This window comes from Roseateles sp. AC306 (assembly GCF_979253795.1).
The window spans coordinates 313,950-329,243 of record NZ_CEEDEB010000002.1; the positions used below are offsets into that span (position 1 = coordinate 313,950).

Consider the following 15,294-nt stretch of genomic DNA (forward strand, 5'->3'; position numbering starts at 1 on the left):
CGTCATTGGTTCTCCGCTATAGGCTGGCTGCTGTCATCTGGTAGCCCGGCTTCCGAGAATCGCGAAAATATCTCGGAGCGTCAACAAAACCGGTTCAAGCTCTGAGTCGGCTCAAGCGAATGGTCAGGCCGCACTGTATGGCAGTGACAGGGAAATTTCACTTCAGGAGGCGCGGCTGACCAACAATGTAGGTCTTACCCCCGTCGCGAACAATGGGCCCAACGAAGACTTTGTCGTCGTCTATGTATTTAACACTTCGCTTTTCGGAATTTGGGTCTTCGGCGTGGATGATAAAGAAGGCTGCTAATCCTCCCCCTTCAGCTTCAGCGTGTTGAAGCCAGCGCTCCTGATTTGGTAATCCAACTGGTCTGCCCGTCCATGCCGTATCGCAAACTAATGCGGTCGTCGTCTTCTTCTCTTTGTCGTAGTTGACCATATCGAACCAACCGGTGAAAACAGGCATGGACAGCTTCTTCGAGTAACCGCCCCACTCGTTGTTCTGGTTTACTGCACGCTGTTGTCCTGCAGGTGTGAGCGTATACACCTGCAGGAAATTCCACATCGCAGTCATTGTCGTGATTGGCATGATTTGAATTGATTCCTACTCATTAACGTCGACACCGCTTGCGCTGTGGGTTAGGCATCACCGCCAGTCCCGACATCAATGGCACCCCTGCGGTGTTTGTGCCGGTGTGCCATTGACCCATGGTGCCAACTATCAAATAACTCCACTGGGCGCCTTAGATGTGGCCGCTGCCCGCAAATGTGTCCTACGACGGTGGGTCACTGGAGGTCAACAGACCGAAAGTGGGTCAAGCCAGCACTGGCGCCGGCACTCTGCCCTGCAAGAACCGTCGAACTTGTTCGTGCGGCACTGTTCCCCTATTGAGTCTGCGCGTAACCTTTGGGGCTCCCCGCCCCAGGGAGCGCCTAGAAGACGAGTTCAATACTTAGGCGCCGACTCAATAGCATCCGCTCTCTTGCATGAGACGTGATTTCAACGCCCGAACTACTGATCAATCATTGACAGTTCCGAATTCCGCTACCGTCCAGCCGCTCTCCTTATGGTGATCGCGAATAGCCTCGTAAGTTAGGCGTTCATTCGGATATGCATCTTCATAAATGCAGTAAAAGTGTGGCGACTCCTCGTTGTAGGCACGCCACTCGACCTTGACTATCGGATATAGCGTACCCACACAATTAACATCCAACCGCAAACCCGGAAAGGGCGCAAACGGAAGCTCAGTTTCAAAAATTGCATGGGACCATGGCTTCCCTGTTAAATTGTACGCACCCTGTCGTCGCTTTTGCCAGGGAAGGATTTCACTTGTCAACTGCTCCAGTTCTTCCTTTGATGGCGAGACCGAGTGAATCATGCGATACAGTTTCACCTTGAACACAATGACATCCCCTCTAATGATTGATCCGCACGTTGATGTAGAAAACGGGCGCGCTTGCGCCCAAGTTATTGAAGGCGACGCCGAATAAGTCCCCGCAAAAGCATGGTGCCTTGATTTGGGATGCGCTGTAAGGCGAAAATCGCAGCGATAGCAAGGCGATGGCTAGGACTTTCAATGCCGCAGAGCGCTCAAATCGTGGCGCTGCGCGCCACGAGGGACTTGTTCAGATTTGCATTAACGTAGCATCAAGACCAAGCAGGTTACTGCAAAAGTATCGTCGCGCTTAGTATTTCCGACTCTTCACATTCTCTGGCAAGCAGGCTTGGCTGACATCGTCTCAGCTGCACCGTGCGCTACTCGGGGGCAGCCCGGGTTAGCAAACTTTCCCTAGCTCAAACCGTGAAGGTCAGCTTTTCGGCCGTTCACTGCGGTTAGGCCAATTCCGCTTCGGGTCGTGATGCGACTGCCCAGGCGGGCGAAAGTGGAGTTCGCACGCGAAGGACTCAGATCAGCCTGATTGCCGGCGACCCTTCGGTTTCATCGCCAGAAAGCCGGCGTTGACGGTCCGATGCCCGTAAGCTGCCCCCTCTGTGATGAGTCGTTTCGACACAGACCGGTTGACGGCATGTGCCTACGGATTGCAGAGAAGCGGTCGCTGCAGTGTCATTGGTCCTGAGCTGGTTGATTGGCACCTGACCACACATCACCGTGCGTGAGGGTGCTCTAGCAGCCCGGCCACCAGCGAGTACGCCTGCGACAATGGCATGGCTCCCCGCTCTACCGCGTCGATCAACTGAAACGCTTTCTTCGGCGTGATCGCATCCTTCTCGATCATCTCGCGCAAGGATGTGATGAATCGGTTTCGGTCCGGTGCAGCGATTTCATGAGCCTGCTCCCGGTGCTTCACTTCTTGCAGCCGTTCTTTATATACCTGAAGCAATTCGCGCTTCCGCCCCTCGGAGAGGCCCCCGTCCCGGATCAGGCGAGAAACTCCGTAAGCCAACGCACCGCCAGCTAATGCCACCCCGATCACCCAGCCTACCGGCGTGGCGGCCACGGCGGTTACGCCCAGCCACGATGCGGCAGTAGTGACCACAGGAATGGAGGTGGCTCCGGCAATGGCAGCCGCGGTGCCCGCTGCGGCGGCACCGAGGCCAATCCCAACCGAGGTGATGCCCAGGTCGCCCAGAATCCGTACCCTATCTGAGGGTGATGCTTCGAGTGCATCGATGACCTTCAGCAACTGCTTCTTGCTAACTTCTTTGTGCTGAGCCATCGCAGAGTTACTGAATGAACTCGGCGGAAACAGCCGTCAGGGTGCCGATGAACAACTGAAAGAACTCGCGGGCGATCTCAATCACGTCCCTGGCAACAGCAATGAGCCCCAAGTCGCTGTTCATATTCCCGCCCTGGGCCATGTCCACGCGGTGGCCGGCGATGGCACCAACCGCAATCCCCAGCGGCAAAGCGATGGGAGCCAGGATTGGGCCAAGGAAGGGGATGGATGCGACAAGCGACGAAACCGCCGCGCCCAGCGCGATGCCGGTCGCCAGATTGGGATGCTGTTCAATGAACTCGATCAGCTTGAGCGCGATGATCTTGCCGATGCTGATCATTTTGTCGCCAATCCGTTTGACGATCTCTAGCAACGCCTTCAGACGGATGGCAACCTCCGAGGGGAGCCCCATCTCCGTCAGACGGATGTAGAGATCGCTGCTGCTGGAGATGTCGGCATCGGCTTGCCACAGCGCCAGCTCCAGTCTGGCTTGTGGCAGTGTCATTGTTGAGCCCATCTGAATCGCTCCCTGTCCGTTGTCCTAAGAGGATATCTGTTCCCAGAACCTGTCGCTCACCAACGGCGGGTGATAGCCGGGACCGCTGCGGCGCCGTCCTCCGTCGTCGATCTCGAACTTCGGCTTCTATGGGCACCTTGCTGCCGCACCTGACCAACAGGCGATGGACTGCATCGGGTCGGTACCACCAGTTCGCAGTTCACGACAGCAGCCCCTGACCGTCGGTGCCCGTTGGGTTCCGGGCGCCCCAAACTCGATTTCCGCTGAAGGGCAGATCATGGGGGCGCAGCAGTCACTCAGCTTTAACGACCGGTGCCCGCGGCAGCGGTCGCTGGGGCCGCCAAAACTCAGCGTCAGCAGCCAGCCTAAGCGGTCACCGGCCGGTCACCTTGTTCAACCAGATGCCGTAGCTAGCACTTCTGACTCACCCCTCTCGTCGCCGTCACAGTTCGACTTACGCTGCCCTCGGCAAGGTTGAACGGCATAGACTGGCGTTGCCAAGAAATGCCTACACAGCGCCTACATGCTCGCAGGCAAGAAAAAAGCACCTAGGCTAGTTGGGCGCTAAGTGCTTGTTTTCATTACTTAAATTTTGGTGGGCCCTGAGTGACTCGAACACTCGACCTACGGATTAAGAGTCCGCTGCTCTACCAACTGAGCTAAGAGCCCTGAGTCAACCCGGGTGACCGAGCTGAGCCAGTGATTGTAGCGTGGATTCCGTCGAATCAGCGCTGAAAAACTTGGTGGGACGTGCAGGATTCGAACCTGCGACCAACGGATTAAAAGTCCGCTGCTCTACCGACTGAGCTAACGTCCCGTGTCAAGCAGAGCCCGCCATTATAGGCAGGTTTTTTTGGGACCCGCAAGAAGATTCAGTCGGGGCGCCGTCAAGCCGATCGACGAGCCAGATGCAGGCGCTGCAACTCTGCGGCGGCGCACAGTCCGAAGGTCGCCGTGACGGTGACGCTGGAGCCGTAGCCGTGGCAGTTCAGGCTGCCGTCAACGTCGCAGGTGTCGCCCTCGCCGCGCGGGGGCAGGTGGACCGGCTCCAGCGAGTAGACACAGGCCACGTCCAACTTGCCCGCGCGCGGCGCGGCGTGGTGCTTGCGCAAGCGCTGGCGCAGCGAGGCCAGCAGCGGGTCGTGCGTGGTGGTGCTGAGGTCGCCGAGTTGCACGCGATGCGGCTCGCGCTTGCCGCCCGCGGCGCCGACCGTCACGAAGGGCAGACTGCGTTCGCGCGCCCAGGCGGCCAGCGTAGCCTTGGCGCGGACCTGGTCACAGCAGTCGATGAGGCCATCGAACTCCGCGTCACCGATCAACGCCGGCCAGTTATCGGGCTCGACAAATTCCTCGATGACGCGCACGGCGCATCCGGGGTGAATGTCGGCGATGCGCAGACGCAGCGCCTCTGCCTTGGCCATCCCGACGGTCGACCCGAGCGCCTGGATCTGACGGTTGATGTTCGATTCGGAGACCTGATCCAGGTCGATGAGGGTCAGCTCGGCAACGCCGCTGCGGGCCAGCGCCTCGACGGCCCAGGAGCCGACGCCGCCAAGGCCGACGACCGCGAAACGTGCGGTACGCAGGCGCTGGTAGGCGGCGTCGCCGTGCAGGCGGCGCAGGCCGCCGAAGCGGCGCTCCAGATCAGCCTCGTGGAGCTGATCCGCGACCATCACCTCAGGCTGGCCAGCCGCTCTTTGCCGGCTTGCGCGGCTTCGGTGCCGGGGTAGGCCTTGATGAGGTCTTCGATGCTGCGGCGAGCGGCCTTGTTGTCCTTCAGCTCGGCCTGGCAGTTGGCCAGCGCCAACAGGGCTTCGGCGGCACGCGGGTGATCCGGGTTGCCGGCGATGAAGGTCTTGAAGGTGGCGATCGCGTCCTTGTAATCGCGCTTGCCGTACTGGGCGTTGCCAAGCCAGAAGCGCACCGAGTCGGTGTAGCCGCTGGCGGGATAGCGCTTCAGGAAGGCATTCAGCGCAGCAACGGCCTCGGCAAAATCGCCGCGGCGCACCAGGCCGATGGCAGCGTCGTACTGCGCGCGTTCATCAGGTGCAACCTGGAACTCCCGGCCGTCGAGTGCCACCTTCTGGGGCTCCAGCGGCTTCAGGCGGGCCTCGACGGACTGCGTCTGGTCGACCAGCTTGCGCTGGGTGTCGGCCAGGTCGCGGGCAAGTTGCTCGTTGGTGCCGCGCAGCTTGGCGACCTCGCCACGCAGCGCGTCGATCTGGCTGTTCAGCTCCAGCATGCTGCGGCGCAGCGGCTGGAGCTGGTCCTGGACCAACGTGTTGAGCTGCTCGGCGCGCTGCTTCGCAGCATCGTCGTTGGCCTGGATCTTGGCGCGAAGCTCAAGGATGGCCTTGCGCGCCTCGTCGTCCTCGAACAAGCCGGCGCGAGCCGGCTGCATGAAGGCCGCGCCTGCGGCGAGGGCCAGGAGCGTCAGTCGCATCAGGCGCAGGCCACGCATCACTTGTCCTTGAGCTCGACGCGGCGGTTCTTGGACCAGGCTTCTTCGGTGCTGCCTTGGGCTGCCGGACGCTCCTTGCCGAAGCTGACGGCTTCGACCTGGCTGGCGCCCACGCCGAGCAGCGTCAGCGACTTGGCAACGGCTTCGGCACGGCGTTGGCCGAGGGCCAAGTTGTACTCGCGGCCGCCGCGCTCGTCGGTGTTGCCTTCGAGGCTCAGCGCCAGCTTCTTGTTGTTGTTCAGACGCTTGGCATGCACGTCAATCAGCGGGCGGTACTCTTCCTTGACGATGTCGCTGTCGAAGTCGAAGTAGACGACGCGCTTGCCCTGGACCTGCTGGTTGAGCTGCTCTTCCAGGGTGATGGGCTTCACCTGGCTCTGCGGCACCGCCGGCGTCGTGACTTGCTGCTGGGCGGGCGGGGGAGTCGTGGGCTGAGCAGTGACGACCGGTGCCGGCTCGTCAAGCTTGACGGTGGAGCCGCAACCAGCGAGGGCAGCAGCGGCAATCAGGGTGAGCGCGTAGCGGGTGATCTTCATTAGAGTGTCTCCACAGACAGGGGGGCGAGTGAAAAGAGCGTAGCCGGCAGCACCGGCGGCCGGGCATTGTCCAACATGGTGCGAACTGTCAAGTTACTGGGATGTAAACGGTCCCCAGGTTGGTTCGCGAACCTCGGCCAGTGTTACGAGCAAAGGCGTCTTGATCTTGCCGTCCAGCGTGGTGGTCATCAGCACTTCCTTGCCGCCGGCGCGACTCGCATACACGATGAGCTTGCCGTTGGGCGAGAACGCCGGGCTCTCGTCGTCGTTGGCTTCGCTGATCTGCTGAGATTGACCGGTGCCAAGGTCCATCACGCTGAGGCGGAAGGCACCGCCGGTGCGCGTGATGTAGGCCATGGTTCGGCCGTCAGGACTGATGGCGGGGCTGATGTTGTAGCCGCCGCCGAAGGTGACGCGCTCGGCCGTGCCGCCCGTGGCGGGCATGCGGTAGACCTGCGGGCCGCCGCCGCGGTCACTGACAAAATAGATCTTGCTGCCATCGGGTGAGTAGCAGGCCTCGGTGTCGATCGCGCTGCTTTGAGCGATGCGGCGCACGCCGGAACCGTCACGGTTGATGACGAACAGCTGGGTGCCGCCGTCGCGTGACAGGCTCAGCACGAGCTGCGAACCATCGGGCGACCAGGCCGGGGCGCTGTTGGTGCCCTTGAAGTCCGCCAGTACGCGGCGCGTGCCGGCCTGAACGTCCTGGATACGCACAGTGGCCTTGCCGCTTTCGAAGGACACATAGGCCAGCTCGCGGCCGTTGGGCGCCCAGGCAGGGGAAATGATGGGCTCGGGGCTGGTCAGCGCGACCTTGGCGCTCTCGCCATCGGCATCGGCGATGACGAGGCTGAAACGGCGGCCGGCCTTGGTGACGTAGGCCATGCGCGTGGCAAACACGCCCTTTTCGCCGGTCAGCTTTTCGTAGATGACGTCGGCAATGCGATGGGCTGCGAGACGGGCGTCCTCCGGATGCACGGCCTGCGCCTGGCCGATGATCTCGGCGCCTTTGACGACGTCCCAGAGCTTGAAGCGGATGTCCAGGCGGCCGTCGGCCAGCCGGTTGACTGAACCCGCTACGAGACCGTCAGCCTGCCGCGCCTTCCATTCGGCAAAGACGGGGGCGCTGATCTCGCTGATGCCGCCGGGCGCGTCGACGCTCTTGAACAGGCCGCTCCGCTCCAGGTCGGCGCGGATGATGGCGGCAATGGGCTGAGGCGACTTGGATTCGTCGCGGAAGTCGACGATGGCGACCGGGATGCGCGTGCCGCCGGTGCCGGCAATGTCGATGCGGACCTGGGCAAGGGCGGGGCCGGCACCGAGCGCCGCAGTGAGGGCAGCAAGTGCCGCAAGGCTGCGGCGACGGGAAACTGGCGCGAAGGATTCAGGCATGGCGCGCGATTTTGCCGCAGCCGCAGCACTTGTAACGTCAGACAAAGCCTTGTCCGGCGCAATCCCCACTACAGCAGCACGATGTCGTAGTGCTCGGTTTGATTGGTCGGCTCGGCCGTCAGCGAGATCGGCTTGCCGATGAAGTCCGACAGGCCGGCCAGATGGGCGCTCTCTTCGTCCAGCATCATCTCGACGACGTTGGCTGCGGCAACGACGCGGAACTCGCGCGGCGAGAACTGGCGCGCCTCGCGCAGGATCTCGCGCAGGATGTCATAGCAGACCGAACGCGCCGTCTTCACCTGGCCCCGGCCCTCGCAGGTCGGGCAGGGTTCGCAGAGCATGCGCGACAACGACTCGCGCGTGCGCTTGCGCGTCATCTCCACCAGGCCCAGCTGAGTGAAGCCGCCGACGGTGACCTTGGTGCGGTCCTTGCCGAGCTGCTTCTTGAACTCTGCCAGCACCGCCGTTCGGTGCTCCTCGCGGGTCATGTCGATGAAGTCCACGATGATGATCCCGCCCAGGTTGCGCAGGCGCAGCTGACGGGCGATGGAACCGGCCGCTTCAAGGTTGGTCTTGAAGATGGTGTCGTCGAAGTTCTTGGCGCCGACGAAGCCACCGGTGTTGACGTCGACGGTCGTCATCGCCTCGGTCTGGTCGAACACCAGCGAGCCGCCCGACTTCAGCTCCACCTTGCGCATCAGCGCGCGGGCGATCTCGGCGTCGACATTGCACAGGTCGAAGATCGGCCGCTCGCCCCGGTAGTGCTCCAGCTTGGCCGTGGCGGCCGGCATGAAGGTCTCGCCGAACTCGCGCAGCACGTCGTACTGCATGCGCGAGTCGATGCGGATGTGCGCGGTGCGCTCGTGGGTCAGGTCGCGCAGTACGCGCTCGACGAGGCTGAGGTCCTGGTGCAGCAGGCTGGCGGACGGTGTGGTGAGCGCCTTGTCGCGGATCTGGTGCCAGGTCTTGCGGAGGTAGGCGATGTCCGCGGCCAGTTCTTCGTCGGACGCATCTTCCGCGTTGGTGCGCAGGATGAAGCCGCCGCCACCGCCCTGTTCCTTCGTCCCCACGAGCGCGGCCATGCGCGCGCGCAACGCCTCGCGTGCCTCGGGCGAACCGATCTTCTGGCTGATGCCGATGTGTTCATCCTGCGGCAGGAAGACCAGCATGCGGCCAGCGATGCTGATCTGGCTGGACAGGCGCGCGCCTTTGGTGCCGATGGGGTCCTTTATGACCTGCACCGTCAACGGCTGGCCCTCGAAGACGAGGCGCTCGATGGGCGTGGGTGGCGCATCCGCGTTCTGGTGCCGGCTGTGGCCGAACTGCGAGGCGCTGTGCAGGTCGGCGACATGCAGGAAGGCCGCCCGCTCCAGGCCGATGTCGATGAAGGCCGACTGCATGCCGGGCAGCACGCGCACGACCTTGCCGAGGTAGACGTTGCCCACCAGGCCCCGCTCCAACGTGCGCTCGACGTGCAGTTCCTGCACCGCGCCGTTCTCGACCACGGCCACCCGCGTTTCCTGCGGCGACCAGTTGATCAGGATGTCTTCCATCGCGAACCTTTGAATGCTGACCTCTGCGCCCGTGGCAGGCGCAGAGGTCAAAGCTCAAAGCCGAATTTGTCCAAGAGCGCCGCAGTCTCAAAGAGGGGCAACCCCATGATGCCGGTATAGCTGCCGGCAATCTTCACGATCCAGGCGGCCGCCTGGCTTTGGATGGCGTAGGCACCGGCCTTGCCGAAGGGCTCGCGGCTGGCAATGTAGCGGTCGATCTGGGCCGCAGACAGCGGCGCAAACTCAACGTGGGACACGTTCAGCGTCGCTGCGCGTCGGGTCGCATCCGCAACCGCGACGGCCGTGATGACGCGGTGGCTGCGGCCTGACAGCAGCGTCAGGATGCGGCGCGCATCGGCGTCGTCCTCGGGCTTGCCGAGGATGAGGTCGTCGACGGCCACGGTGGTGTCGGCGCAGAGGATGGGCGCAGGCGGCAGGCCGCGAGCAGCCAGGCGCGCAAGCGCCGCGTCCAGCTTGGCCGCCGTGACTCGGGCGCAGTAAGTCTCGGGCAGCTCACCAGCCTGCACGGCCTCCAGCGCTTCGGCGTCCTCTTCGACACCAGGCAGCAGCAGCTCATGCGCTACGGCTATCTGCGCCAGCAGCTGGCGGCGGCGGGGGCTTTGCGAGGCGAGGTAGATGAAGGGCTTCATTCGCGGTGATACGGATGTCCGGTCGTCACGGTCCAGGCACGGTACAGGCCCTCTGCCAGCAGCACTCGGGCAAAGGCATGGGGCAGCGTCAGGTCTGATAGGCGCAGCGTCTCGTCGGCCGTGGCCTTGAGGTCGGGATGCAGGCCGTCGGGGCCACCGATGATGAGGGCAGCGTCGCGGCCCTCGCCCATCCACAGCTTCAAACGCTCGGCCAGTTGCACCGACGTGCGGCGCTCGCCGCGCTCGTCCAGGATGATGCGGCGCACGCCTTTCGGCAAGGCCGCCTCGATGCGCGCAGCCTCCGCCGCCATCAGTTGCTCAGCCGTCTTGCTGCCGCGCGTCTCGGCTTTGACGGCCTTGAGGTCGAGCTTGAGTTCGGGCGGGAAACGCTTGGCGAAGTCTTCGTAGGCCGTGTCGGCCCAGGCCGGCTGGCGCTGGCCGACGGCGACGAGGAAGAGGCGCATCAGCCGCGCTTCGGAGCCGCCTTCTTGGCCGGGGCTTGTCTGGCGACGACCTTGCTCGTCGCCGTCTTCGCAGGCGCCGCCCGCTTCACGCCGACCGTCGTCTTGACCGCGACCTTCTTGGCGGCGGGCTTCTTGCCTGCCGGCTTGGTCGCGCCGACCGTGATCGTCTTGGTTGCCGGCGTCTTGGCGCTGACGACACCGCGCGGTGCCTTCTTGGCCGCCGGCTTCTTGGCGGCGGGCGCTGCCTTCTTCGCCGGTGCGGCCTGCTTCACGCCGACCGGGCCGAGGGGCTTGCCGGATTTCTTGGCAGGCTTGGCAGAGGCATCCTCTGACGCCTTGACCAGCTTGACCTCGCTCGATCCAAGCTTGAGCTTGACGGGCTTGTCGCCCCAGATCTCTTCAAGGTGGTAGTAGTCGCGGATGCTCGGCTGCATTACATGGACGACGGCGGCGCCGCAGTCGACGATGATCCATTCGCCGTTGTCCTCGCCCTCGGTGCGCATGACCTGCAGGCCGCGGCCCTTGACCGTTTCACGCACGCTGGACGCGAGCGCCTTGGTCTGGCGGTTGCTGGTGCCGGAGGCAATGATGACGCGCTCGAACAGGGGCGACAGGTGCTCGGTGTTGAACACGACGATGTTCTGAGCCTTGACGTCCTCGAGACCATCGACGATGGCTCGTTGCAGCTTGCGAATGTCCATTCAGGGCTTCTTCTCGTAGAGACGATGCGAGTCAATATAGCTCGCGACGTCGGCGCCCACCAAGGGGCAAATATCGTCGCCGCAGGCGAGAGCCTCGCGCACGGCGGTGGATGAGATCGGGGTTTCGGGCAGATTCAGCACCTGCAGGCGGTGCGGCGGCATGCCAGGCGGCGTGACGACCGACTCGCCCGCGCGCGGCACCACGACCAGCGTGGCGAGCGCGGCCACGGTCTCGGCACGGTACCAGGTGGGCAGGCGGGCGTATTGATCCTGGCCGATGAGGAACATCAGCTCGGCGCCCGGGCACTCCGCCTTGAACTCGTTCAGCGTGTCGGCCGTGAAGCTGGGGCCGCGGCGGTGCAACTCGCGTTCGTCGACGGCAAAGCGAGGCTCGCCACCGGTCAGGCAGCGGATCATTGCGGCCCGATGCACGCCGGCGGCCATGACCTGGTCGGGCTTCTGCCACTGCCGGCCGGCGGGCAGCCAGAGCAGGCGCTCGGGCGCCAGCGCCTCCAGCGCGAAGCGGGCAAAGGCCAGATGGCCGAGGTGGGGCGGGTCAAAGCTGCCGCCGAAAAGAGCCAACTTCATAGCCACAGTGCGGTGGGGGTTTCGTCGGCCCAGTCGCGGGGACGCAGGAAGTCGGTATAGAGCCGCGCCTCGGGCGTGCCGGGCTCCGGGGTCCAGTCATAGCGCCACTTCACCTGCGGCGGCATGGACATCAGGATGGATTCAGTGCGTCCGCCGGACTGCAGGCCGAACAAGGTGCCGCGATCCCAGACGAGGTTGAACTCGACGTAACGGCCTCGTCGGTAGGCCTGGAAGTCGCGCTCGCGCTCACCATAGGCATAGCCTTGGCGACGCTCCACGATGGGCAGATAGGCGGCCAGGAAAGCGTCGCCCACCGAGCGGATCAAGGCGAAGCCGCCGTCGAAGCCGCCGTCGGCATAGTCGTCCAGGAAGATGCCGCCGATGCCGCGCGGCTCCTGGCGGTGCTTCAGGAAGAAGTAGTCGTCGCACCAGGCCTTGAACTTGGGATGCAGCTCAGGCCCATGTGGCGCGAGCGCATCGCGGCACACCCGGTGGAAGTGTTGGGCATCGCGCTCATAGCCGTAGTAGGGCGTCAGGTCCATGCCGCCGCCAAACCAGGTGACGGCCGGGCCGTCGGCCGGCAGCGCCGCGAACATGCGCACATTCATGTGCACCGTCGGCACGAAGGGGTTGTGCGGGTGCATCACCAGCGACACGCCCATGGCCTCGAAAGGCGCACCCGCCAGCTCGGGCCGGTGCTGCGTGGCCGAGGGCGGCAGCACGCGGCCCTTGACGTGCGAGAAGTTGACGCCGCCGCGCTCGAAGACGGCGCCGCCCTCGATGAGGCGCGACAGACCGTCGCCCTCCAGCCGGCCTCCAGGCTCGCGGGTCCAGCCGTCGCTGAGAAAGGCGTTGCCGTCCACAGCCTCCAGCGCGGTAATGATGCGCTGCTGAAGGCCGAGCAGGTAGTCGCGAACGGCTTGCGAGTTCATGAGCGGGGGCGGATGGGGCTTGCCAGCTCGGGCCGTTTGCCCACGCGCTGGCCGAGGTAGTCGGCAAAGGCGGCGAAATCAGCCTGCGCGTCGCCCGTCAGCCGCACGAAGCGGGTCAGCGACACGACCTGCTCGCGGAAATCGAAGTAGCAAAGACCCACCGGCACGCCGGCCTGCACGGCCACCTGGTAGGCGCCGCTGCGCCAGCCGGTCGTCAGCGAGCGCGTGCCCTCGGGCGCGGCGGCCAGCCAGAAACGCTCGCCACGCGCGGCGGCGGCCTGCATCTGGCTCACCGTGTCGGCGACGATGCCGTGACGGCTGCGGCGGTCGATCGCGACGCCACCGATCCAGCGCATCCAGCGGCCGATCAGCGGCAGGCTGAACAGGCTGTCCTTGGCCCAGAAGCGCAGCTGCAGGCCCAGCGTCCACTTGGCCATCAGGCCGACGACGAAGTCCCAATTGGACGTGTGCGGATAGACCAGGATGACGCCCTGCTCGGCCGGCAGGCCCGGTGCATCCACCGTCCAGCCGAACAGGCCGAGCACCCGGCGGGCCAGCCGGCTTTCGCGGCCGTGCGGATGCAGCGGCCCGTTCAGGACGAGGGGCGCAGTGCTCAACGCTTGATGGCGCGGTGGCCGATGTCGCTGCGGTATTGCCGGCCAGCGAACTGGATGCCCGAGGCCAGCTCGTAGGCACTCTGCGCGGCGGTGCGGGCAGACTCGCCGAGCGCCGTCACACACAGCACGCGGCCGCCGCTGGTCAGCAGCTTGCCGTCGGCCTCGGTCGTGCCGGCGTGGAAGACCATGGCCTCGCTGTCGTCGGCGGGCAGGCCGGTGATGGCGTCGCCCTTGCGCGGATCGAGCGGATAGCCGTGGGCGGCAAGCACGACACCCAGGGCGACGCGGCGGTCCCATTGCAGCTCGACCTCGTCCAGCGTGCCGTCGGTCGCGTGCATCAGCAGCTCGAACAGATCGCTCTTGAGCCGCATGACGATGGGCTGCGTCTCGGGATCGCCCATTCGGGTGTTGAACTCGACGGTGCGCGGCTGGCCGTGCTCGTCGATCATCAGCCCGGCGTACAGGAAGCCGGTGAACGGATGGCCGTCCTTGGCCATGCCGGCGATGGTCGGGTTGATGATCTCGTGCATGACCTTGGCATGCACATTGGGCGTGACGACGGGCGCGGGCGAATAGGCGCCCATGCCGCCGGTGTTGGGGCCTTCGTCGCCGTCGAGCAGGCGCTTGTGGTCCTGGCTGGTGGCGAGCGACACGACGTGTTTGCCATCGCAGACGACGATGAAGCTGGCTTCCTCGCCGGCCAGGAAGTCCTCGATTACGACCCGCGCACCGCCAGCGTTGTGGGTCACGCCGAGCTTGTTGTCCTCCAGGATCCACGAGATCGCTTCGTGGGCCTCGTCCAGGGTCGTCGCGACGACGACGCCCTTGCCCGCTGCAAGGCCGTCGGCCTTGATGACGATGGGGGCGCCGCGGCCGTCCACATAGGCGTGGGCGGCAGCCGGGTCGGTGAAGGTTTCGTAGGCCGCCGTCGGGATGCCGTGGCGTTTCATGAAGTCCTTGGCGAAGGCCTTGGAGCTTTCGAGCTGGGCGGCAGCCTGGGTCGGGCCGAAGATGCGCAAGCCGCGCGCGCGGAACTCGTCGACGACACCTGCGGCCAACGCCGCCTCGGGGCCGACAACCGTCAGCGTGATCTTGTGTTCGACAGCGAAGTCGGCCAGCGCTTTCGGGTCGGTGGCGGAGATGGCCACGTTCTCCAGCCGCTCGTCGCGCGCCGTGCCGCCGTTGCCGGGCGCCACATAGACCTGGGCGACGCGCTCGGCCTGCGCCAGCTTCCAGGCCAGCGCGTGTTCGCGGCCGCCGTTGCCAATGACCAGAACTTTCATCAGCCGATTTCCGCGTTGTGATAGACCGCTTGCGTGTCGTCGAGGTCTTCGATGACGTCCAGCAGCTTCTGCATGCGCTCGGCGTCCTCGCCGGTCAGCGCGATGGTGTTCTCGGCGCGCATCGTCACTTCGGACAGCTCGGGCACCAGGCCTGCGGCTTCCAGCGCGGCCTTGATGGCTTCGTAATCGGCGGGCGAGGTCAACACCTCGATGGCACCGTCGTCGCCGGTGATGACATCCTCTGCGCCGGCCTCCAGCGCCACTTCCATGACCTTGTCTTCCGACGTGCCCGGCGCGAACAGCAACTGCCCGACATGCTTGAACTGGAAGGCCACGGAGCCATCCGTGCCCATGTTGCCGCCGTACTTGCTGAAGGCATGGCGCACCTCGGCGACGGTGCGGACCTTGTTGTCCGTCATCGTGTCGATCATGATGGCTGCGCCGCCGATGCCATAGCCTTCGTAGCGGATCTCTTCATAGGTCAGGCCATCGAGGTTGCCGCTGGCCTTGTCGATGTTGTACTTGATGCGGTCGGCCGGCATGTTGGCGCCCTTGGCCAGCGCGACGGCCAGGCGCAGACGCGGGTTGTCCTTGACGTCGGGGCCGCCCTGGCGCGCAGCAACAGTGATCTCACGAATGATGCGGGTCCAGATCTTGCCGCGCTTCTCGTCCTGGCGGCCTTTGCGATGCTGGATGTTGGCCCATTTGGAATGTCCGGCCATGTGGCTCTTGCTCCTTTGGCAGCACGGCGCAGCTGCCGTGCAACCCTCGATTCTACGAGGCCGCCTCCTGCTCACGGCCCGGTCGCGCCACGACAGCCGGCTGCGTCCGGCGCGACGCTGCGGCCCGGCGGGGTCATCTCACGGCGCCTCCCCCTGGCTCAACCCCCCTAAATCGAGCCGTTAGCGAGGCCAATATTCCCTG

General features: G+C 64.6%; 17 protein-coding genes and 2 tRNA genes. All 19 read right to left on the bottom strand.

Going from position 1 to position 15,294, the window contains the following annotated elements; translation table 11 throughout:
* Positions 1-157 precede the first annotated feature (157 nt).
* The 19 genes from AC0IZJ_RS06170 to AC0IZJ_RS06260 all read right to left on the bottom strand — a co-directional run bounded on the left by AC0IZJ_RS06170 (position 158) and on the right by AC0IZJ_RS06260 (position 15,092).
* Positions 158-562, bottom strand: coding sequence for a hypothetical protein (locus AC0IZJ_RS06170; protein WP_471847728.1), 405 nt, complete (start codon positions 560-562; stop codon positions 158-160).
* Between the two features lie 454 nt (positions 563-1,016).
* Positions 1,017-1,376 (bottom strand): hypothetical protein, encoded by a 360-nt coding sequence (locus tag AC0IZJ_RS06175; RefSeq protein ID WP_471847730.1) that lies wholly within the window; start codon positions 1,374-1,376, stop codon positions 1,017-1,019.
* Positions 1,377-2,103: 727 nt separating this feature from the next.
* The gene (locus tag AC0IZJ_RS06180) at positions 2,104-2,676 is read right to left on the bottom strand and encodes a hypothetical protein (protein ID WP_471847732.1); all 573 of its coding nucleotides are present in this window, start codon (positions 2,674-2,676) and stop codon (positions 2,104-2,106) included.
* 7 nt (positions 2,677-2,683) lie between these two features.
* Complete coding sequence (locus tag AC0IZJ_RS06185; RefSeq protein ID WP_471847734.1) at positions 2,684-3,181, bottom strand: hypothetical protein; 498 nt, start codon at positions 3,179-3,181, stop codon at positions 2,684-2,686.
* A gap of 605 nt (positions 3,182-3,786) precedes the next feature.
* Positions 3,787-3,862, bottom strand: a tRNA-Lys gene (locus AC0IZJ_RS06190).
* A 72-nt stretch (positions 3,863-3,934) separates the two neighbouring features.
* Positions 3,935-4,010 (bottom strand) — tRNA-Lys (locus tag AC0IZJ_RS06195).
* Between the two features lie 70 nt (positions 4,011-4,080).
* Positions 4,081-4,866, bottom strand: coding sequence for a tRNA threonylcarbamoyladenosine dehydratase (locus AC0IZJ_RS06200; RefSeq protein ID WP_471847736.1), 786 nt, complete (start codon positions 4,864-4,866; stop codon positions 4,081-4,083).
* Positions 4,866-5,636, bottom strand: coding sequence for a tol-pal system protein YbgF (gene ybgF, locus AC0IZJ_RS06205; protein ID WP_471847738.1), 771 nt, complete (start codon positions 5,634-5,636; stop codon positions 4,866-4,868). The genes AC0IZJ_RS06200 and ybgF overlap by 1 nt, the downstream gene beginning before the upstream one ends.
* 17 nt (positions 5,637-5,653) lie before the next feature.
* The gene (gene pal / locus AC0IZJ_RS06210; RefSeq protein WP_471847740.1) at positions 5,654-6,190 is read right to left on the bottom strand and encodes a peptidoglycan-associated lipoprotein Pal; all 537 of its coding nucleotides are present in this window, start codon (positions 6,188-6,190) and stop codon (positions 5,654-5,656) included.
* Positions 6,191-6,283: 93 nt separating this feature from the next.
* Entirely contained in the window at positions 6,284-7,582 is a 1,299-nt protein-coding gene (gene tolB, locus AC0IZJ_RS06215; protein ID WP_471847742.1) for a Tol-Pal system beta propeller repeat protein TolB, read from the bottom strand.
* Positions 7,583-7,650: 68 nt separating this feature from the next.
* Complete coding sequence (gene rng, locus AC0IZJ_RS06220) at positions 7,651-9,135, bottom strand: ribonuclease G (RefSeq protein WP_471847744.1); 1,485 nt, start codon at positions 9,133-9,135, stop codon at positions 7,651-7,653.
* 47 nt (positions 9,136-9,182) lie between these two features.
* Positions 9,183-9,785: a Maf family protein gene (locus AC0IZJ_RS06225; RefSeq protein ID WP_471847745.1), complete on the bottom strand. Its 603-nt coding sequence runs from the start codon at positions 9,783-9,785 to the stop codon at positions 9,183-9,185.
* Positions 9,782-10,249 (bottom strand): 23S rRNA (pseudouridine(1915)-N(3))-methyltransferase RlmH, encoded by a 468-nt coding sequence (gene rlmH, locus AC0IZJ_RS06230; RefSeq protein WP_471847746.1) that lies wholly within the window; start codon positions 10,247-10,249, stop codon positions 9,782-9,784. Before rlmH ends, AC0IZJ_RS06225 begins: the two co-directional genes overlap by 4 nt.
* On the bottom strand, positions 10,249-10,950 hold the full coding sequence (gene rsfS / locus AC0IZJ_RS06235) for a ribosome silencing factor (RefSeq protein WP_471847748.1): 702 nt from the start codon (positions 10,948-10,950) through the stop codon (positions 10,249-10,251). The genes rlmH and rsfS overlap by 1 nt, the downstream gene beginning before the upstream one ends.
* Positions 10,951-11,538 carry a nicotinate (nicotinamide) nucleotide adenylyltransferase gene (nadD, locus tag AC0IZJ_RS06240; protein WP_471847750.1) on the bottom strand — a complete coding sequence of 196 codons (588 nt, stop codon included), beginning with the start codon at positions 11,536-11,538 and terminating at the stop codon, positions 10,951-10,953.
* Positions 11,535-12,470, bottom strand: coding sequence for an oxygen-dependent coproporphyrinogen oxidase (gene hemF / locus AC0IZJ_RS06245; protein WP_471847752.1), 936 nt, complete (start codon positions 12,468-12,470; stop codon positions 11,535-11,537). The genes nadD and hemF overlap by 4 nt, the downstream gene beginning before the upstream one ends.
* A complete protein-coding gene (locus tag AC0IZJ_RS06250) occupies positions 12,467-13,087 on the bottom strand; it encodes a 1-acyl-sn-glycerol-3-phosphate acyltransferase (protein WP_471847754.1) in 621 nt (206 codons plus the stop codon). Before AC0IZJ_RS06250 ends, hemF begins: the two co-directional genes overlap by 4 nt.
* The gene (gene purD, locus AC0IZJ_RS06255; RefSeq protein WP_471847756.1) at positions 13,084-14,370 is read right to left on the bottom strand and encodes a phosphoribosylamine--glycine ligase; all 1,287 of its coding nucleotides are present in this window, start codon (positions 14,368-14,370) and stop codon (positions 13,084-13,086) included. Before purD ends, AC0IZJ_RS06250 begins: the two co-directional genes overlap by 4 nt.
* Positions 14,370-15,092, bottom strand: coding sequence for a YebC/PmpR family DNA-binding transcriptional regulator (locus AC0IZJ_RS06260; protein WP_471847758.1), 723 nt, complete (start codon positions 15,090-15,092; stop codon positions 14,370-14,372). Before AC0IZJ_RS06260 ends, purD begins: the two co-directional genes overlap by 1 nt.
* Positions 15,093-15,294: the final 202 nt, after the last annotated feature.